The organism is Streptomyces sp. NBC_00597, from assembly GCF_041431095.1.
GTDB lineage: Bacteria > Actinomycetota > Actinomycetes > Streptomycetales > Streptomycetaceae > Streptomyces.
In genome coordinates this window covers 1,244,199-1,263,385 of the sequence record NZ_CP107757.1, presented here as the reverse complement: position 1 = coordinate 1,263,385, position 19,187 = coordinate 1,244,199, and the positions used below count along the sequence as shown (strand labels likewise).

Sequence of the window (19,187 nt, the reverse complement as noted above, 5' to 3'; positions counted from 1 at the left end):
GGCACCGCGGCCGGGGATCTCACGCCTTGCGTCCCACTCCGCCGAAGCCCGAGAAGGCGTACGGGTCCTCGGGCGCGTCCGCGTCCTCCGGGTCCTCGGTTCCCTCGGGCTGCCACAGGGGCATGGACACCACGCCGGGTTCGACGAGCTCGAACCCGTCGAAGAAGCCGGTGATCTGTTCTCCGCTGCGCATCACGAGCGGGTTGCGGATGTCCCGGTAGACGCCGACGGTTCCGGACGCGACCTCCGGGGAGAGGGGGATCCCCTCGTAGGAGGCGTGCGTGAGCACCAGGAGGCTGCCGGGGGCCAGCGCGTCGCGCAGCTCGGCGACGGCGGCGTAGGGGTCGTCCGCGTCCTCCAGGAAGTGCAGGACGGCGACGAGCAGCAGGGCGACGGGGCGTTCCAGGTCGAGCAGCTGCGCGACCTCCGGGCTGGCGAGGATGTCCTGCGGCTTGCGCAGGTCGGCGGCGACGATGCCGGTGCGGTCGTCGCCGGCGAGGACGGCGCGGCTGTGTGCGACGGCCACCGGGTCGTGGTCCACGTAGACGACGCGGGCGTCGGGGCTGGCGGCCCGGGCGATCTCGTGGACGTTGCCGAAGGTGGGGATGCCGGAGCCGATGTCGAGGAACTGGGTGACCCCCTGGGCCACGGCGTAGCGGACGGCGCGGCGCATGAAGGCCCGGTTGGCCTGCATGATCTTGGGAAGGCCCGGCAGGAACTCCATGGCGCGGCGGGCGGCCTGGCGGTCGACCTCGAAGTTGTGGGAGCCGCCCAGGTAGTAGTCGTAGATGCGGGACACGCTCGGCACCGATATGTCGATACCTGGCGGGGCCCAGGCGGGGCGCTCCATCGGGGTCTCCAAGCCGTAGTCCTGCGGGGTCCGTCCGGGGTCGGACGCCTGTCCGAGCCGAATGTACTGATCATTGCCCAACGGAGCGAGCAAAAGCGGAAATTGGTGATCCGTTCTTCATCACACACCAAAGGCCTCCTCGGCCCCTCGCGCAGCGAATGACCGAAACCGACAAGTCGCTTTTGAGAATGTGCATGTATATGACCGGACTGGCCTATTCCGTGGCTCAAACCTCTACGGTCTCCGCTCCATCCGTTCAGGCGAACCGCAGCCGAGCTCCGCGTGCGCGGGCGCACGTGAGCCCATGCTCCCCGGGTGAACAGAGCCTGTACCAGACGCCTGCTGGTGGTCCCGGTGCTGCTGTGGGCGGCGCTGTCCGCCACGCCGGCCGTGGCTGATAGCTGCGCCTACGCGACGATCGACACCGGGGACGGCACGGCCGCCGTCGGACTGGTTGCGGTCGCCGGAAGCGGGGCCGCCGCGAGCGGCCGGGGTGGCGGACATCACGGCGACGGGCACGGCGACGGGCACGGCGACGGGCACGGAAACGGCCCCGGCGGCCACCACGGCGACGGCGGCCACAGCGGCCACCACTGCCCACCTCCGCCGCCTCCCCCGCCGTGCCCGCCGAAACCGACCCCCACCCCGACGCCGACGCCGACGCCTCAACCGACCCCGAAACCCACTCCGACACCCGCACCGGTGCCCCCACCCCCGCCGGCCCCGAAGCCCACGCCACCGCCGCCACCGCCAGCCCCGCAGCCGAAGCCCGAGCCCCCCGCGCCGGCCCCGCCGAGGCCGGTGGCCGCCCCGCAGCTTCGAGTGCAGGCGCCGCCCCCGGTGGAGACACCGCCCGCCCCGCCGCCGAAGAAGCCGGTGGCCAGGCCCGCCTACCGCACGGCGGCGGCCAAGAAGGTCGAGCACCACATCTCACCGGTGACCTTCACCTTGATGACCGCGGCTCCCGCGGTGCTCGCGATCGTCGCGCTGCGCCCGCGCTAGACCCGCCCCGCACACCACCTTCGTGACCGATTGGGAGTCATCTTGTCGGAATGGCTCGTCCTGTCCCTCGCGATGGCAGCGGCCTGCGCCGTGGTGCTGTCCATCGCCTTCTTCAACCACCGGCGGATCAGCGAGAACGACGATCCCAACGAGACCCCGGACGTCATCGAGTACATGACGATGATGATCGGGGTGATCTACGCGATCGTGCTGGGCCTGGCGATCGCCGGCGTCTGGGAGGGCCGCGGGGCCGCCCAGGAGTACGTGCGTGAGGAGGCGCAGGCCCTGCACGAGATCAGCGTCCGCTCCGAGGTCTACCCGGCCGAGGTGCGCAAGAAGATCCGCTCCGACGTCGACGCGTACGTGACGTACGTGGTGGACACGGAGTGGCAGGAGATGGCCGACCACGGCGATCTCACCGACCACAGCGGGGAGCTGCTGGAGCGCATCCGCCGGGACGTCACGGACTACGAGCCGCAGACCGACCACGAGGGGCAGGCTTACCAGCCGCTGGTGGACCAGGTCGCGGTGGTCGACGACGCCCGCAGCGCACGCGGCTCCAGTGCCGGGGCCACCATGCCGGGGGTGGTGTGGTTCGGGCTGATCGTCGGCGCCCTGGTGACCGTGGGTCTGATCTTCACCCTGCAGATCAGGCGGTCGTTCCGCGAGATGCTGCTGGCGGGCCTGTTCAGTGCCCTCATCGCGTTCCTGCTGTTCCTGATCTGGGACTTCGACGCGCCGTTCGGGCGGGGCATCGCGGCAACCGCCGAGCCCTTCCTCGCGCAGTTCCCGCATCTGCCGCTCGGCGGCTGAGGCTCCGGCCGGGCCCGGCGAGCGCGCGGCCAAACCGGGGACGGGCCTCCCGTCCCCGGTTCGGCCCACGCCCGTGCCCCATTCGCCCGTTCCTGATCGCGGGTCACGACGCCCGGACCTAGCGTGGCGGACATCGAGGCGCACGACCCCCCACGTGCGGAAACCGTTCCGCGGCTGCTCCTCGGGGATCCGGAGAATCAACCATGGGTGCGATACGTACCAACGCCACAGCCCTGCTGAGCGCCGGCGCCACGGGTGCCGTACTCACGCTCGGCGTCCTCGGCGCGCCCTCCGCGACCGCGGCCGAGGCCCAGCCCGTCACCTCGTTCGGCTTCGCCATCACACCGTCGACGGTCGCCCCGGGCGGCCAGACGGTGCTCTCCGTCAGCGGCTGCAATGCCGCCTACGCCACCGCCTCCTCCGGGGTCTTCGACACCGTGAGCATCGCCCGCGGCCAGACCGCCCGGGTGACCGTGGACCGCGACGCCCGTCGCGGAGCCGTGTACTCCGTCTCCTTCACCTGCAACGGGGAGACCGGTTCGGCGGACCTCACCATCACCGGCGGCACCTCCCGGCCGACCACCAGTTCCACCTCCGCGTCGACCAGCAGGTCGGCAGCCTCCCAAGGTGCCTCCCTCGGTGTCCGCGGCGGTCTGGGCGGCAGCGTGGCCGGGATGGATTCCCGGGAGCTCGGCGCGGGCGCCGCGCTCTTCCTCGCGGCCGCGGGCGGTACGGCGTACGCACTGCGCCGCCGCGCCTCCACGCGCAGCCACTGACCGCCGTCCACGCGCCTCCTCGCCTTCCCGCGACCGTCCTGCGCGGCGGACACCCCCCAACGGGCACCGACCGCCGGTCGCCCCGGATCCCGGCAGGGATTCGGGGCGACCGGCGTTTCCCGGGCTGCGCAGCGCTGAGACCGGGGAGGCCTGCCGTCAGGCCCGCCCGCGCAGCGGACGGCGCCGGCGCATCACGTGGACGCCCGCGCCCAGGGCCGCGACTCCAACGAGGCCCGCCCCGATGGCGGTCTCGGCGGTGGACGGGCCGAACGAGCCGCCGATACCGCCCTGTGCGCCGTTGCCCTGGAGGATCGTGAACCGGTGGGTGGCGACCAGGCTGTTGTCGTTGCACTTGACCGACAGCGTGTGGTTGCCGGGCGAGGCGTGGTTGAAGATCCGGACGGTGGCGAACCCGGTGGAGCCGGCCGACAGGTTCGTCTGGGGAAAGTTGCCGGCCGACCAGACCGTGCCGCCGTGGCGGCATCCGGCCGCGCTGACCTGCATCGTCGAGCCCTGGTGCACGTTGTACGGATTGACGGTGACGTTGCTCGGTCCGTTGCCGGTGTTGCTCCCGTTGCTGCCCGCGGGAGAGCCGCCCAACGGGTCGGACGGGTTCGCGCCGGCGAACGGGGTACTGAGCCCGACGGCTACGCAGGCCGCCGCGGCCACGGTGAGGGCGCGGAGAACACGCATGGTGGAACCTCCAGCGGGAAGCGCCCCGGAGCGGTCGCCCGGGAAGATCGACGAGAACGCCTCCCATCTCGAACCCTCGGGGCGGCTCGCAACCAGCGCATTTCCGGCTTTGGGCCGCAAGGTTGAGCGACACGCCGCGACACGCGCGGCCCGGCTGACGGATCCGCAGGTCACGACCCGTCAGGCATTTATGTGACGAATACCTGGATGGGCGCACCCCTTCCGGCCCCGCCACCCGTTCGCCCTTCACCGATCGCCGTCTTGCGCAAGCAGCCTTAGCGTGCGTGAAGAAAGGGCGTACAGGGGTGGGACAAGAACGCGGGTCGGGACCCCCGCGTCGGGAAGGGAGAGCCATGACCGAGGACGAGAGCGAGCAGCCACCGAGAAGACGATCCCCCTGGGGCGTGCTCGCGCTGGTCATGCTCAGCGGCCTCGCCATGATGCGCAACGGAGCGGACGTCGGCGACGGGCCGCCGCAGCCGGCTGCCGCGGCGGCGGTCGGGGTGCCCGCCGAGCAGCTGCCGGCGGATCCGGCGGGACAGGGTGAGCAGCCGATGCAACAGCAGCAGCCCGCGCCGCCCGCGGAGGTGGAGCCGCTGGAACACTCGTCGGTCCAGCGCATCAAGATCCCCAACATCAAGGTGGACGCCCCGGTGATGCCCGTCGAGCTGGACGCGCAGGGCTGGATCGCGGCGCCGCCTCCGCAGGACCCGAACCTGGCCGGCTGGTACCTCAACGGCATCGCGCCGGGTCAGCGGGGCTCGGCGGTGATCGTGGGCCACGTCGACAACGCGAACGGCCCGGCGGTCTTCTACGGCCTGGGCGCGCTGCGCAAGGGCAACCACATCGAGGTGGAGCGGTACGACGGGCGCACGGCGGTGTTCGAGGTGTACGGCGTGGAGGTCTTCTCGAAGGAGACGTTCCCCGGAGCGCGCGTCTACGGGGACACCGGGCAGCCGGAACTGCGCGTGATCACCTGCGGCGGCGGCTACTCCAAGGCCCGCGGCTACGACGGCAACGTCGTCGTCTTCGCCCGGATGGTGCAGGCCCGCTGAGCGGCCGGCGGCCCCGCCGCAGTGCGCGGGGCCGCCGCCGGGGCCCGCACCATGCCCCGTCCCCCTCCCGGGCCCGGCCCCCGCCCCGCCCGGCTGCCCGGCAGCGCCGCCGCGGGAGACGTCCTCTTCAGCGGGGCGGCAGCGTGGGCAGCGTCATCCGGTAGCCGCGGGACAGAAGTTGGGGCAGGTACGTGCTCACCGCCCGGACGCTCTGCGAGCGGTCGCCGCCCGCGTCGTGGTTGAGCACGATCACGCCCGGCGCCGCGCCCTTGAGGACGTTCGAGACGATCGTGGTCGTACCCGGCTCCGTCCAGTCCAGCGTGTCCACCGTCCAGGCGAGCGGCTCCATGCCCAGCTCGGCCCCGATCTCGAACGCGGCCCGGTTCCACGCCCCGTACGGCGCCCTGAACCACATTGGCGCCTCCCCCACCGCCTGTTGTACGACCTCGCTCGTGCGGGCGATCTCGTCGGTAAGGGCGGGCCGGCTGAGCGTGGGGATGAGCGGGTGGGTCCAAGTGTGGTTGCCGATCAAGTGGCCCTCGGTGGCCATCCGGCGCAACAGGTCCCGGTTGTCGGTGGCCATCTCCCCGCAGACGAAGAACATGGCACGGACGTCGTACCGGGCGAGGGTGTCGAGGATGGCCGGGGTGTAGCGGGGGTCCGGCCCGTCGTCGAAGGTGAGCACCATGGCGCTCGCGGTGCGGGCGTCGGGAGGCAGTTGCAGGATGGGCCGGGTCCGTACGGCGGGCTTGGCTGCGGGCGCCCGCAGCGGCGTCTCGGAGGTCATGGGGCTCAGCCGGTACGCGGCCTGCCCGGGAGCCTGCGGACGCAGGGCGCGGGCTCCGCCCGGTCCGGCGGCTCCGCCGGGCCCCGGCGCCCCGACCGCCGTGCCGCCTCCGGGGGCCGCGCCGAGGCCCGCGCCCGGTGCGCCGCCCGCCGCGCTCTGGCCGGGTGCGCCGGTCTCGCCGCCGGTGAGCAGTCCGGAGGCCGCGGCGATTCCGAGGAAGACGGCGGTACGCAGGAGCACGCGTCGCCCTACTGTCGGCTCGTCATTTTTCATTATTACTACGTATCAACGACATCCCCGCAGATGTCGAGAGGCACGAACGCGCGGGCCTCCCCTCACCCGATCAGCCGCGCCGCACCAGCGGGAAGGGCAGCGTCTCGCGGATCGTGAGGCCCGTGAGGAACATGACCAGCCGGTCGACGCCGATGCCCAGACCGCCGGTCGGCGGCATCGCGTACTCCAGCGCGTCCAGGAAGTCGTTGTCGAGTTCCATCGCCTCCGGGTCGCCGCCCGCCGCGAGCATCGACTGGGCGGTGAGCCGGCGCCGCTGCTCCACCGGGTCGGTCAGCTCCGAGTAGGCGGTGCCCAGTTCGGTCCCGAAGGCGACCAGGTCCCAGCGCTCGGCGAGGCGCGGGTCCTTGCGGTGCTGCCGGGTCAGCGGGGAGACGTCGGTGGGGAAGTCCTTGTAGAAGGTGGGAAGCTTGGTCTTCTCTTCCACCAGGCGCTCGTACATCTCCAGCACCACGTCGCCGCGGGTGTCCTCGGGCGCGTTGGGCACCTTGGCCCGGTCGCAGAGCCGGCGCAGGACGTGTTCCGCGGTGTCGGCGTCGACCTCCTCGCCGAGGGCCTCGCTGATCGCCCCGTACATCGTCTTGACCGGCCAGGGTCCGGAGATGTCGTGGACGACGAGCTTGCCGTCCGGGCCCGCCTTGTGGGCGACCGGCGAGCCGAAGGCGGCGGTCGCGGCGCCCTGGATCAGCTCGCGCGTGAGGTCGAGCATCACGTCGTAGTCGGCGAAGGCCTGGTACGCCTCCAGCATCGTGAACTCGGGGTTGTGCTTGTAGGAGACGCCCTCGTTGCGGAAGGTGCGGCCCATCTCGAAGACCTTCTCCAGGCCGCCGACGCACAGCCGCTTCAGGTACAGCTCCGGCGCGATGCGCAGGTACAGGTCGAGGTCGTAGGCGTTGATGTGGGTCCGGAACGGCCGGGCGTTGGCCCCGCCGTGGATCTGCTGGAGCATCGGCGTCTCGACTTCGAGGTAGCCGCGGTCCAGCAGTCCCTGGCGCAGCGCCTGGACGGCCGAGGAACGGGCCCGTACGACGTCCCGCGCCTCGGGGCTCGCGACCAGGTCGAGGTAGCGGCGCCGGACGCGCGCCTCGGGGTCGGCCAGGCCCTTGCGCTTGTCGGGGAGCGGGCGCAGGCACTTGCCGGTGAGCTGCCAGGAGGTGACCAGGAGGGACGGCTCGCCGCTGCGGCTGGCGCCGACCTCTCCGCTCGCGACGACGTGGTCACCGAAGTCGACCTGGGAGGTGAAGGAGTCCAGTACGTCGGGGCCGCTCTCGTCGCGGGTGAACATCAGCTGCACGTCCCCGGACCAGTCGCGCAGGACGGCGAAGACCACGCCGCCGAGGTCGCGCACGAGCATCACCCGGCCGGCGAGGGCGGCCTGTTCTCCGGATCGGGCGCCGGGCCCAAGTGCGGGGCGCGCGGCCGACAGCTCGGCCACGGTGTGGGTGCGCTGCCGGATGCCGACGGGGTACGGGTCGGTGCCGGCCGCCCGGATGCGCTCCAGCTTGTGGTGGCGGACCCGGACCTGTTCGGGCAGCCGCTCGGCCCGCGCCGCCCTTGCGGCCTCCGCCCCCACGAGGTCCAGCCCGAGGGAGTCGATGGGGGGCAACCCTTCTGTGCTGGCGGGTGCGGTCAGGCCCCGGGCGTGCGCGTTGCCCCAGAGTTTGCGCAGGCTGGGTACGGAGACGAAGCCCTCTGCGATGCCGGACGCGAGGCTGACCCGGGCGAGCGAGCCGGCGTCCTGGTAGCAGAGGAACCGCGGGTACCACTCGGGCCCGTACTTGACGTTCGAGCGGTACAGGGCCTCCAGCTGCCACCAGCGGGAGAAGAACAGCAGCAGTTTGCGCCACAGCTTGAGGACCGGGCCGGCGCCGATCCGCCCGCCCTCCTCGAAGGCGGAGCGGAAGACGGCGAAGTTGAGGGAGATCCGGTGCACGCCCAGGCCCGGGGCGGCGGCGCACAGCTCGGCGACCATGAACTCCATGACGCCGTTGGGGGCGGTGCGGTCGCGGCGCATCAGGTCCAAGGAGATGCCGTCCTTGCCCCAGGGGACGAAGGACAGCAGGGCGATCAGCTCGCCCCGGGCGTCGAAGGCCTCGACGAGCAGGCAGTCCCCGTCGGCGGGGTCGCCGAGCCGGTCCAGGGCCATGGAGAACCCGCGCTCGGTCTCGGTATCGCGCCAGGTGTCGGCGCGGTCGATGATCCACTGCATCTCCTCCTCGGTGAGGGCGGAGTGGCGGCGGATGATCGTGGTGGCTCCGGCGCGCTTGACGCGGTTGACGGCCTGCCGGGTCACGCGCATGTCGCGGCCGTCGAGGTCGAAGTGGGCGACGTGCAGGATCGCCTCGTCGCCGAGCTGGAGGGCGCTGAGCCCGGAACGGGCGTACGCGGTGGCCCCGTCCTCGGAGGCGCCCATGACGGCGGGCTGCCAGCCGTGGCGGCGGGCGACGGTGAGCCAGGCGTCGACGGCGGGGCTCCAGGCGGCGGGGTCGCCGACCGGATCGCCGCTGGCGAGGCAGACGCCGGCCTCGACGCGGTAGGTGACGCCGGCCCTGCCGTTGGGGGCGAAGACGACGGCCTTGTCACGGCGGGTCGCGAAGTAGCCGAGGGAGTCGCTGCGGCCGTAGGCGCCGAGCAGGGCGCGGATGCGGGGTTCCTCGTCCCCGTGCAGGGCGGCGGTCAGGCGCTGCGAGCGGAACAGGGTCGAGGCGGCGTTCAGCAGGGCGAGGGCGCCGAAGAGGCCGAGGAAGAAGTACAGCGGGCGGGGCGGCTGGCCGTCGAACTGGCGGGGCGAAACGAGGCCGCCGAAGACCTGCCGGGCGGCCCAGTCCAGCCATTGCCCCTTGGGCAGGGTGCCGGGGAACAGGGCGACCAGACCCCAGCCGAGCAGCACGGCGACGAGCAGCCCCAGGCCCAGGACGAACAGGGCGCGCCAGAAGGCTCCGGGCCGGGAGGCGGCGTAGAACTCCTTGCGGGCGGCGATCAGGATCCCGAGGGCGGCCACGGCGAGGCCCATGGAGGGCCCGCCGATCCAGTAGTACTCGTCGGCGATGATCAGGACGTCGACCAGGACGAGCAGGGCCAGATAGCTGACGACGATCCACCAGGCGACCTTCTTGCGGGTGCCGAGGGCGGCGGCGAGCAGGAACAGGAAGACGGCGTAGGCGAGGTTGGCGCTGACGGGCACCACGATCGCGTCGAGGAAGCGCACGACGTGCCGCAGGAGGTGCCGCAGCGTCGGGGAGAGCGCCAGGAGGGCGCACAGCAGTCCGAGCGTTCCGAAGAACGCCGCGAACGCGTCGGGCACCCGGTTGAGGAATCGGTTCCGCGTTCCCCGGGTCTCCTCCGTGGTGGCACTCATGGTTCGCACTGTAGGGAGGCCCGCGCCGCCGCGCGCGGCGAAGGACATAACGTGGGGAGCGTGACAGAGCACGTGAACACGGGATTCGAACGCGGTACGGACGGCCCCAAGGTGATCCTGGCCGGCGTGGACGGGTCGGAGTCCTCCCTGCGGGCGGCGGCGTACGCGGCGGGGCTGGCCCGGCGGCAGAACGCGCTGCTGGCGCTGGTGTACGTCCAGCCGGTGATGCCGGCCGGGGCCTCGCTGGGCGCGCCGGTGGCCGACACTACGGGGGAGATCGCCGAGGGCCTGGTGGCCGAGATCCGGGAGGCGGCGGAGCGGCTCAAGGGCATCTACGAGGTGCGCTGGCAGTTCCACACCTTCCGCGGCGATCCGTACGCGGGGCTGGTGAGCGCGGCGCAGGAGCTGACGGCGGACGCGGTGGTGGTCGGTGCCTCGGAGCAGGCCGGACACCGCATCGTCGGTTCGGTGGCGGTCCGGTTGGTCAAGGCGGGCCGCTGGCCCGTCACGGTGGTTCCGTAACGGGCCGGAGGCGCCGGCCGGGGAGACCCGCCGGGGGGGCTACTTCGCCATGGTCAGGCCGTCCTTGGCCGCGCCGCGGCCAAGGACGGCCTCGCTGACGGCGTCCTGGGCGCTCTCGTACTCGTCGTGCCCGGGGTCCTGGGCGAGGGCGGCGGGCAGATTGACGACCTTGCCGGCGGACAGGTCCATCATCTGGGGGATGAACTCGGCCTTGACGACCTGCCAGCGCCCGCCCGCGGCGGCCGGTGGGGCGAAGGTGAAGCGGCCGATCGAACCGTAGTTGCCGCGCATGTCCCGCGCGCCGGAGTAGTTGAACATCTCGCCGGCCACCTGGTCGCCCATGCCGTAGATGATCCACGTCCCGTTGACCTTCTCGTAGGCCTGCGGGATGTGCGCGTGCGTGCCCAGGATCATGTCGATGTCGGGGCGCCCGCCGGTCTGCGAGGCCGTCAGCTCCTTGCCGAGCGAGAGCTGCTTCTCGTCCGGCTCGGTCTGCCATTCCGTGCCCCAGTGCAGGCTGACCAGGACCACGTCGGCGCCCGCCTTCCGGGCGGCCCGGGCGTCCGCGATGATCTTGTCCTTCTCCATCAGGTTGACGGCCCAGGGCCGCCCCTCCGGCATCGGGTAGCCGTTCGTGTCGTACGTGTACGCCAGGTGCGCGACCTTCGCGGAGCCCGCCGAGTACACGGTCGGCGTGGCCGCTTCGGCCGCCGTACGGGCCGAACCGGCGTGCTTCAGACCGGCCTCGTCGAACTTGTCGAGGGTACGCCGCAGCCCTTCGGCACCGGCGTCCAGCGTATGGTTCGAGGCCGTGGAGCAGCCGTCGTACCCGGCGTCCTTCAGCCCGTCTGCCACTTCGGGCGGGGACTGGAAGGCCGGGTAGCCGGTGAACGGCCCGCCGTCCTCCCCGTACACGGTCTCCATGTGGCAGATCGCCAGGTCGGCGGCCGAGACCACCGGCTTGACCAGGGAGAACATCGGTTTGAAGTCGTGGCCGTCACCCTCGGCGTCGGCCGCCGCCCGCTTGATGACCGAGTCGTGCGGCAGCACGTCGCCGGTCGCCACCAGGGTGAAGCCCTTCGCGGCGCCGTCGGCCCGGGCCGAGTGGGACCCGGAGCCGGTGGACGGGGCCGGGGCACGGGAGTTGCCGAGACGGGCCGGCGCGGGCTCCTTGGTGGAACAGCCTGCGCTGGCCGCGGCCAGGAGGACTGCCGACAGGAGCACTAAGGCCTGCCGGGTGCGCTTGGTCATCTGAGCCAGCTCTCATTAGTAGGACTATCCGATCATCTGTAATCCATAGGGAGAGACGTCACCAGTCGGACTACGGCTGCGAGGGAGGACGCCCCTCCGCATCCGGGCGGCCGTTCGCCGCGCCGTTCGACCGTTCACCGACGGGCGCGGCCGCCCACCGGTTGACCGGGGTGCTTGGGCGCAACGCCGGGACGGGACGGTTCCCGGGGCGCTCCGTGCAGGTGAGGGTGGGTCCGTCGGAGCCGAACGGACCCAGGAAGGAGCCACTCGTGCCCCTCTCCCCCACCCTCCCGCGCACGGACCCCGAGGCACTGGCCGAACTCCAACGCGACCACGGGCGGGCCCTGTTCGGTTTCCTGGTCGGCCTCACGGCCGGGGACTCCCAGCGCGCCGAGGACCTCGTGCAGGAGACCCTGGTCCGGGCGTGGCAGCACCCGGAGGTACTGGAGAGCGATCACGAGTCCATGCGGCCCTGGCTGTTCACCGTGGCGCGGCGCCTCGCGATCGACGCCCGGCGCGCACGGCTGTCCCGACCGCAGGAGGTGGACCCGGAGGGGCTGGAGCAGGCGCCCGCACCCGAGGACACGGTGGCCGGCTCGGTCACGGCGATCGATGTCCGGCGGGCCGTCGGCTCCCTCGGGCCGGAGCACCGCGAGGTCCTGATGCAGGTCTACTTCCAGGACCGCTCGGTGGCCGAGGCGGCGGCGGAGCTCGGGATCCCGGCGGGAACGGTCAAATCCCGTACGTACTACGCGCTACGCGCCCTGAGGAAGGACCTCCAGGGGTACGGCTACGGGCTCGGCGCCTGATTCCGGCGCCCCATCCCGGCGCCCGGTCGAGGGAGGCCGCGTGGCGAACGAAACGAATACATGCGGATCGGACACAAAACGCATCGAAATCGGCCTCAGAGCGTTCAAGTTGGGTAAACATCCCCCGTTCCGCGAGTCACTCGGTGAAGGCTCATGGCTGACGACCGGAAGCTCGACGCGCGGGAGAAGGTGGAACGGTGCAGCCCGAGGGTACGAACGGCACCAGTGACGGCGGGCTCGCGGTGCCCATGGCATGGCTCTATGCGGAGTACATCGCCGACGAACTGCTGCGCACGGGCCGGCTGATCCCGGTCAGTACCCTGGAGTTCCGCGCCGGGCGGGACACGCTCGCGCTGACGATCTACCTCTCCGACGCAGCCGGCGAGCTCTCCGGGATCCGCGTGGTCTCGCAGCTCGATGAATGGCTGTCGCTGACAGCGTACGGGCATCCCTGGCGCGACTGGGTGGACACCCGGTTCCTCGCGCTGGGCGAGGAGGCCAGGGAGCGCGGCCGCGGCGAGGACCCCGACCTCGAACTGGCCCGGGCCGCCTGGCGCTGGCTGGACCGCACGGAACTGTTCGCCACCAACCTCGACCCGGGCCGGCACGGCCACACCGACACCCCGGCGGGCCTGGACGAGAACGCGCGGGTGTGGACCCCCGCGTGGCAGCTGGGCCTGCCGTTGGGCCACTTGGCGATGCACCTGTTCTGACGAACCATCATCATGCAGGACTTCCAGGGCCGTTACGGCGCTCGGGCGCTGCTTCGACGCTGCTTCGGCGCTGCTCCGGTGTTCTGCCGCGGGCGCCGGGGTCAGCGGTCCCGGTGCGGGCCCGGCGCCTCGGCCGGATCCATCACCAGGCCGGTGAAATCTGCCTCGTTGCGCTCGGCCCGGGTGACGTACCAGCGGGCGATCAGCCACATCGCCGGATACACCACCAGCCCGAGGGCCACCCAGACCGGCGGCCCAGATGCGGAGCGCGGCAGCGCGAACAGCACCGGCAGCGTCCCGACGAGCAGCGTCAGGACGCCCAGCGCCCCGAGCCCGGCCCGGAGCTGGCTGCGCATCAGCGCCCGTACGTAGGTGGCGCCCAAGGTGGTCTGTTCGGAGATCTCCGAACGGGCCGGGGTGTGCGCCGGCGGTCGGCGGCGGGCGCCGCGCGGCACACCCGTGACGACCTCGCGCCGGGACGGCGACGGCGGCTGCTGGTGCCGCGACGGCGGCTGCTGCTCGGCCATGGGGCCGGAGTCTACGCAGGGCGACGTCATTTGAGGAGGCGGGACAACCTCCGGTCCGCGAGGGGCTTGCCGCCGGTCTGGCAGGTCGGGCAGTACTGGAGCGAGGAGTCGGCGAACGACACCGACCGGACGGTGTCCCCGCACACCGGGCAGGGCTCCCCGTCCCGGCCGTGCACCCGCAGCCCGCTCTTCTTCTCGGCCTTGAGGTTCCCGGCGGCGACGCCGTGCGCCCGCTCGACGGCCTCGCGCAGGGTCCGCCGGACGGCCTCGTACAGGTGGGTGACCTGCTCCTCGTCGAAGGAGGTGGCCAGTTTGAAGGGCGAGACCTTCGCCGCGTGCAGGATCTCGTCGCTGTAGGCGTTCCCGATCCCCGCGATGACGCTCTGGTCGCGCAGCACGCCCTTGATCTGCCGCCGCTCTGCGGTGAGGAGCGCGGCGAACGCGTCCCGGTCGAACGCGTCGGCGAGCGGATCAGGACCGAGGCGGGCGATGCCGGGCACCTCCCGGGGGTCGCGGACGACGTATGCGGCGAGGCGCTTTTGGGTGCCGGCCTCGGTGAGGTCGAAGCCGCCGCCGCCCTCCAGGCGGACGCGCAGGGCGAGCGGCCCCTTGCCGGGGCGCGGCGGCTTGTCGGGCAGGGTGTCCTGCCAGCGCAGCCAGCCGGCCCGGGCCAGGTGGGTGACGAGGTGGAGCTCGCCGATCCGCACGGCGAGGAACTTGCCGTGGCGGGTGGTGGCACCGGCCCGCTGCCCTTCGAGGGCGGTGAGCGGCGGTTCGTACGTCTTGAGCACGCTGACGGCGAGCGGGAGGACGCGTTCCACCACCCGCCCGGCGAGGTGCTCGTCGAGGAACTCCCTCAGGGCCTCGACCTCGGGCAGCTCGGGCATGCACCCAGCCTCCCCCGCCGCCCCCGCCCCGGCTACCCGAACCGGGAGCTGCGCACCGGGCCGGGTGAGCGGACGCGGTCGCGCGGGCCCCGGAGCCATCCGGTGGCCACGGCCTCGGTGAAGGTCCGCAGCGCCCGGTCCGGGTCGGCGGGGGTCTGCCCGTCGCCCTCGTCCGGGGTCGGGTCGGCGGTGACGATGTCGCGGGCGAGCTCCTCGGCGGGCCGGGGGTCGGCGGGCCGCGGTCCCTGCTCCGCCCACGGGGCGACGGTGTGCTGGGCCAGCAGGCCGCTGACGTCGGCGGTCACGGCCGGCGGGTCGGTCCAGCAGGTGGCGTGCTCGTACAGGACCTGGCCGTCGGTGCGCCCGTGCAGGCCGGACAGGAGCTCGGTGTCGTGGGCGTTCAGGTCGTACGCCACCACGAGGGTGTCCGTGCGTGCCGGATCGTACGGTACGGCGGGCAGCCCGAGCAGCTCGGCCGCCGCCAGCCCGATGGCCTGGCAGGGCCGGCCGGGCAGCAGGGAGACGGTGCCGGGGCGGCGGCCGGCGGCGTCCAGGACGAGGCCGAGCCGGTGCAGGGTGTGGCGGCACAGGGCGGGCTGGTCGCCGAGGTAGGCGTAGCGGCCGGTCATGCCCGCGTCGAAGCCGTACGGGGAGAGGGTGGCCAGCAGGCCTCCCGTGAGGGCGAAGTGCCAGCCGCGCAGGTCCTGGCCGCCGAGTGCGCCGGCGGCCTCGGCGAGCGCGGTCCGGGCGAGGATCCGCCGCTGCCGGTCCCGGGCGCCGAGCCACCGGGTGTCCTCGGGGTCCGGCAGGGCGGCGGCCGTCCGGCGGGCGGTGTCGAGGTCGCCCGCGAAGAGGGCGTTGTGGACCAGCAGGTACCGCTCGGGCCAGGGAGCCAGGGCGGCACCCCGCCCCGCGAGCAGGGCGGCGGCCTCGCCGTGCCGGTGCTCGTCCTCCAGGGCGGACGTCAGTTCCTGCAACAGCCTCCGGGAGTCGGGCACCAGGGCGAACGCCCGGCGCAGCGGTGCCACGGCGAGGAACGCGATCCCGTGCTCGACGCAGCCGTAGCCGAGGTCGTAGAGCGCCTGGGGGTCGTGGGGCTTGCGGGCGGCGGCCTTCGCGGCCCGGGCGAGGTCGTCGAACCCGGCTGCTTCGGCCAGGTGCCGCGTCGCTTTCGCGAGGTCGGCCAAGGGGGCGGTCTCGGCGTGGGGCCGCAGGCTGCGCACGGCTCCGGGAAGATCTCCGGCCTTGATCAGCCGGCGGACGTCGTCAGTCATCTGGGTCATCGCGTTGATCATCCGCCACGGCTGCCGGCGGCCGCAACGGATTTGGTGCCGGCCGGACCGCGCGGTGCGGGTCAGGACATCACGAACTCGCACCAGACGCATTTGCCGCTGCCCCGGGGTTCCACGCCCCAGACGTCCGACAGGCGGTCCACCAACATCAGGCCGCGGCCCGAGACGCCCGAGACGCCCGCCTCGCGGCGGCGCGGCAGTGCGCTGGAGCGGTCCTCGACCTCGACGCGGAGGCGGCGGTCGGGCCCCGTCAGGACCCGGAGGGTGACGATCGCCGGGCCGTCCGTGTGCATGAGGGCGTTCACGATGAGCTCGTCGGCGACGAGTTCGATCTCGTCGGCCCGGTCCCGGGCGCCCCACGCGCGCACCGCCGCGCCGATCATGTGGCGGGCGGCGACCAGGGCTTCCGGGTCGCCGGGGGCCACGTGCTGCTGGAGGCGGCCGCCGCTCTGCGGGGCTTCCTCGGCCTCGCGGCGCAGCAGGAGGAGGGCCATGTCGTCGTCGCCGCCCCGCTCGTCGATCACCTCGCAGAGCCGGTCCGCCAGCCGTGCGAGGTCCGCAGGTCCGCTCCGGACCAGGGCGGTGAGCAGCTGGATCCCGTCGTCGAGGTCCGCGCCGGGGTGTTCCACGAGGCCGTCGGTACACAGCAGGAGCGTTTCGCCCGGGTCCAGTTCGACGGTGGTCACCGGGTACGCCAGGCGGCCGAACTCCGCCGACAGGCTCAGCGGCATGCCGCCCTCCACCGGCAGCCGCCGGCAGTCCCCGTCGCGGGTGCGCAGCAGGGGGTCGATGTGCCCGGCGCGGACCACTTGGAGCACGCCGGTGGAGAGGTCGGCCTCCACGTAGGTGCAGGTCGCGAAACGGTCGGTGTCCAGCTCGTGCAGGAAGACGGAGGCCCGGGCCATGACCGTGCCCGGTGCGTGGCCTTCGGCGGCGTACGCGCGCAGCACGATGCGCAGCTGGCCCATGACCGCCGCCGCGTGGGTGTCGTGGCCCTGGACGTCACCGATGACCGCGCCGACCCGGCCGCCGGGCAGCGGGATGACGTCGTACCAGTCGCCGCCGATGTCCCGGCCCATCCGGGCGGAGCGGTACCGTACGGCGATCTCCGCACCGGGCACCGAGGGGATCCGGCGCGGCAGCATCGCCTGCTGGAGGCCTTCCGCCAGGTCGTGCTCCTGTTCCAGCAGCATCGCGCGCTGGAGGCTCTGCGCGATGCTGCTGCCCAGGGCGACCAGCAGGTTCCGCTCGTCCTGGGTGAAGCCGTCCTTGTCCTGGTAGAGCAGTCCGATCGCGCCGATCGGGCGGGCTTGGGCGATCAGCGGCAGGTAGGCGGCCGCCGAGATCCGCATGGACGAGATCTTCGACCAGAGCTCGGGATAGCCCTCGGCGAATTCCTCCGCGGAGTCGAGGAAGCGCGGTTGCAGCGAGCGGACGACCTCGCTCATCGGGTACTGCTCGTCGATCCGGGTGTACCGGGTGCCGGGGACGAAACTGTCCTGGGGGCCCTCGGCCACGAGGTGGATGCGCCCGGCCTCGACGAGGCCCATCACCATGCCCATGGAGCCGAGCCGCTCCAGACCGTGGGCGTCGCCGATGACGTCGATGACGTCCCGTACGGTCCGGGCGTGCGCGAGGGCGGCGGTGGTGCTCTCGACCACCGAGGTCTGGCGGCGCCGCTCCTCGTCGAGGCCGAGGCGTTCCGCCGAGTGGCTGAGCTCCTCGGTGGCGTCGCGGACGATGCCGATGATCCGGAACGGGCGGCCGTCGGGGCCGCGCATGACGCGGCCCTGGGTGTGCGTCCAGCGCAGCCGCCCGTCCTTGCAGCGGATCCGGAAATAGGCGCCGTAGCTGTCTTCGCCGCTCTTGAGGGCGCTGGAGACGAGGGCGTCGAGCCGGGTCTGCTCGGCGGGCGGGACCCGTGGGGAGAGGGACTCGGGCCGTCCGTCGTACGCGTCGGGCGTCGTGTCGAACACGTCGAGGGCAGCCGCGTCCAGGTGCATGAGACCGGTCTCCAGGTCCCAGTCGAAACTGCCCATGCGGTTCAGCGAGAGCGACCGGTCCGGGTGTGCGGGCCAATCGTCCGGCAGCGATACGGTGGTCGGCACCGGTCCACCATGACACACCGGCCGGTCAGGCGCTCCCCAGCGAGGAGACGGGGTCCGAGTGGGACCGGCGCCGGTCCGGGGCGCCGAACGGGTCGTACGGGGAGCCCTGGTCGTACGGGGCGAACGGGTCGCCCGCGTCGCGCGGCAGCGGCATCGAGCCGTCGGGTTCCGGCTGGTGCCCCGGGTCGGCCGGGCCCTGCGGGGGCAGGTCCGGCGGAAGGTCGGCGAGCGGGTCGGCCAAGGGGTCCAGGGGGTCGGAGGGGGCTCCCGGGGGTACGTCGCCCGGCTGGTTCCGGGGCGCGTCGGAGCGCGGAGGTGCGGGCGGCTGCGCGGGCCGCTGCCGCTGCGGGGCCGCCGGCGTGGGCTGGCCGGGCTGGGCGGGCTGGGCGGGTTGGGCCTGCTGCTCGCTCTGCGCCGGCACGCAGTCCGTGGCCTGGGGGGCCGGGACCCCGGCGGGTCCGCTGGGCGGTTTGGGCGGGGCCGGCGGCGCGGTCCGGGCCAGGCCGTTCGCCCCGGCGCCCGCGCCGTCGTTGGTCTCGGGCGGGGCGCACGGTTCCGCCGAGGCGGCTCCGGGCGGGGTCACGGGGCCGACGGGGATGCCTTCGGCCGGGTCGTACGCGGGGACCGGCTGCGGGGTGCGGTCCTGGGCGCCGTCGTCGCCGGTCTTGCGTTCGAGCCAGGTGTTGTCGGCGATGTTGACGATGACCAGGCTCTTGATCGCGTGCTGGGCCGGTTCGACGACGATGACCTGGTGCGGCTGGTAGCCGTTCCACTGGTCGCCCTTGAGCGCCGACCCCTTGGGCGCGCGCGGCGCCTGGAGCGGGTTCCCGCAGGCGCACCGGACCCGGGGCATGCCGTGGTCGTCGACGAGGACGGCGGTGCCGGCCTGCAGGACGGACTGGAAGGCGTCCGCCCGGCCGTCGCGGAAGGCGTGGTTGGTGACGCGGGTGTCGGCGCGCAGGACGACCGGGGTGAGGCCGCGCAGGAACTCGGGGAGCTTCGCCGGCTCGACGGAGACGGCCTGGGCGAAGGCCTTGGCCTTGGCGTCGTCCTCGGTGAGGGCACGCAGCTGCTGTTCCACGTCGCAGCTGCCCAGCCGCCTGGTGCCGCCGTAGAGGCCGGGGGTGTCCGCCTTGACGGTCCGGACGCCCTGGCCCGTGGGGTTGGGCAGCGGGGGCTGCGCGGGGGCCGACTCAGCGGTGGCCGAGGTGGCGGTGAAGGGGTCGGGGCCGGCCGAGGCGACGGGCTGGAGCAGGACCTCCTGGCTCTCGGGGCCGGCCGCGCTCGTGGGTTCTTCGGGGCTGCCGCAGGCCGCGGCGAGCAGCCCGAGGAGCGTGAAGACGGCGGCGCGGAGCGGTGTATGACGGCGCGGAGCCTGACGGTGTGTCGGTACGTGCACGTTTATCTCCCTTTTCGCCCCGGTTGTTCCCTCCTGTCTGCCGTATCCGCGGGA

The 19,187-nt window shown here is 73.0% G+C and carries 17 protein-coding genes; 7 read left to right on the top strand and 10 right to left on the bottom strand.

The window, feature by feature from the left end; all coding sequences use genetic code 11:
• Positions 1 to 19: 19 nt before the first annotated feature.
• Positions 20 to 850 carry an SAM-dependent methyltransferase gene (locus OG974_RS05350; RefSeq protein WP_329316485.1) on the bottom strand — a complete coding sequence of 277 codons (831 nt, stop codon included), beginning with the start codon at positions 848 to 850 and terminating at the stop codon, positions 20 to 22.
• Between the two features lie 840 nt (positions 851 to 1,690).
• Here OG974_RS05350 and OG974_RS05345 point away from each other — a divergent pair.
• From OG974_RS05345 to OG974_RS05335, 3 genes are all read left to right on the top strand, one after another.
• Positions 1,691 to 1,852 carry a hypothetical protein gene (locus OG974_RS05345; protein WP_327279769.1) on the top strand — a complete coding sequence of 54 codons (162 nt, stop codon included), beginning with the start codon at positions 1,691 to 1,693 and terminating at the stop codon, positions 1,850 to 1,852.
• 42 nt (positions 1,853 to 1,894) lie between these two features.
• The gene (locus OG974_RS05340; protein WP_371645601.1) at positions 1,895 to 2,665 is read left to right on the top strand and encodes a hypothetical protein; all 771 of its coding nucleotides are present in this window, start codon (positions 1,895 to 1,897) and stop codon (positions 2,663 to 2,665) included.
• 203 nt (positions 2,666 to 2,868) lie between these two features.
• A complete protein-coding gene (locus OG974_RS05335) occupies positions 2,869 to 3,441 on the top strand; it encodes a hypothetical protein (protein ID WP_329315304.1) in 573 nt (190 codons plus the stop codon).
• Between the two features lie 156 nt (positions 3,442 to 3,597).
• On the opposite strand, the gene OG974_RS05330 is transcribed toward OG974_RS05335, so the two are convergent.
• Positions 3,598 to 4,134, bottom strand: coding sequence for a hypothetical protein (locus OG974_RS05330; protein ID WP_327279766.1), 537 nt, complete (start codon positions 4,132 to 4,134; stop codon positions 3,598 to 3,600).
• Positions 4,135 to 4,487: 353 nt separating this feature from the next.
• Here OG974_RS05330 and OG974_RS05325 point away from each other — a divergent pair, with 353 nt between their 5' ends.
• Positions 4,488 to 5,189, top strand: coding sequence for a class F sortase (locus OG974_RS05325; RefSeq protein WP_327279765.1), 702 nt, complete (start codon positions 4,488 to 4,490; stop codon positions 5,187 to 5,189).
• A 127-nt stretch (positions 5,190 to 5,316) separates the two neighbouring features.
• Here OG974_RS05325 and OG974_RS05320 read toward each other — a convergent pair whose 3' ends face one another.
• Together OG974_RS05320 and lysX are read right to left on the bottom strand one after the other, a co-directional pair.
• Positions 5,317 to 6,249 carry a polysaccharide deacetylase family protein gene (locus OG974_RS05320; RefSeq protein WP_327279764.1) on the bottom strand — a complete coding sequence of 311 codons (933 nt, stop codon included), beginning with the start codon at positions 6,247 to 6,249 and terminating at the stop codon, positions 5,317 to 5,319.
• A 70-nt stretch (positions 6,250 to 6,319) separates the two neighbouring features.
• Entirely contained in the window at positions 6,320 to 9,625 is a 3,306-nt protein-coding gene (gene lysX, locus OG974_RS05315) for a bifunctional lysylphosphatidylglycerol synthetase/lysine--tRNA ligase LysX (protein ID WP_371645598.1), read from the bottom strand.
• A gap of 60 nt (positions 9,626 to 9,685) precedes the next feature.
• On the opposite strand from lysX, the gene OG974_RS05310 reads away from it, so the two are divergent.
• Positions 9,686 to 10,147 carry a universal stress protein gene (locus tag OG974_RS05310; RefSeq protein ID WP_327279762.1) on the top strand — a complete coding sequence of 154 codons (462 nt, stop codon included), beginning with the start codon at positions 9,686 to 9,688 and terminating at the stop codon, positions 10,145 to 10,147.
• 39 nt (positions 10,148 to 10,186) lie between these two features.
• Here OG974_RS05310 and OG974_RS05305 read toward each other — a convergent pair whose 3' ends face one another.
• The gene (locus OG974_RS05305) at positions 10,187 to 11,398 is read right to left on the bottom strand and encodes a CapA family protein (protein WP_327279761.1); all 1,212 of its coding nucleotides are present in this window, start codon (positions 11,396 to 11,398) and stop codon (positions 10,187 to 10,189) included.
• A 269-nt stretch (positions 11,399 to 11,667) separates the two neighbouring features.
• Here OG974_RS05305 and OG974_RS05300 point away from each other — a divergent pair, with 269 nt between their 5' ends.
• Positions 11,668 to 12,207, top strand: coding sequence for a sigma-70 family RNA polymerase sigma factor (locus OG974_RS05300; RefSeq protein ID WP_327279760.1), 540 nt, complete (start codon positions 11,668 to 11,670; stop codon positions 12,205 to 12,207).
• A gap of 248 nt (positions 12,208 to 12,455) precedes the next feature.
• Positions 12,456 to 12,920 (top strand): hypothetical protein, encoded by a 465-nt coding sequence (locus tag OG974_RS05295; protein ID WP_371646742.1) that lies wholly within the window; start codon positions 12,456 to 12,458, stop codon positions 12,918 to 12,920.
• Positions 12,921 to 13,021: 101 nt separating this feature from the next.
• On the opposite strand, the gene OG974_RS05290 is transcribed toward OG974_RS05295, so the two are convergent.
• The 5 genes from OG974_RS05290 to OG974_RS05270 all read right to left on the bottom strand — a co-directional run bounded on the left by OG974_RS05290 (position 13,022) and on the right by OG974_RS05270 (position 19,133).
• Positions 13,022 to 13,447 (bottom strand): hypothetical protein, encoded by a 426-nt coding sequence (locus OG974_RS05290; protein WP_327279759.1) that lies wholly within the window; start codon positions 13,445 to 13,447, stop codon positions 13,022 to 13,024.
• 26 nt (positions 13,448 to 13,473) lie between these two features.
• A complete protein-coding gene (locus OG974_RS05285; protein ID WP_327279758.1) occupies positions 13,474 to 14,334 on the bottom strand; it encodes a DNA-formamidopyrimidine glycosylase family protein in 861 nt (286 codons plus the stop codon).
• A gap of 32 nt (positions 14,335 to 14,366) precedes the next feature.
• On the bottom strand, positions 14,367 to 15,617 hold the full coding sequence (locus OG974_RS05280) for a hypothetical protein (RefSeq protein ID WP_371645595.1): 1,251 nt from the start codon (positions 15,615 to 15,617) through the stop codon (positions 14,367 to 14,369).
• 71 nt (positions 15,618 to 15,688) lie between these two features.
• Positions 15,689 to 17,752 (bottom strand): SpoIIE family protein phosphatase, encoded by a 2,064-nt coding sequence (locus OG974_RS05275; RefSeq protein WP_327279756.1) that lies wholly within the window; start codon positions 17,750 to 17,752, stop codon positions 15,689 to 15,691.
• A gap of 7 nt (positions 17,753 to 17,759) precedes the next feature.
• Positions 17,760 to 19,133 carry a DUF6777 domain-containing protein gene (locus OG974_RS05270; protein WP_371645593.1) on the bottom strand — a complete coding sequence of 458 codons (1,374 nt, stop codon included), beginning with the start codon at positions 19,131 to 19,133 and terminating at the stop codon, positions 17,760 to 17,762.
• Positions 19,134 to 19,187 lie beyond the last annotated feature (54 nt).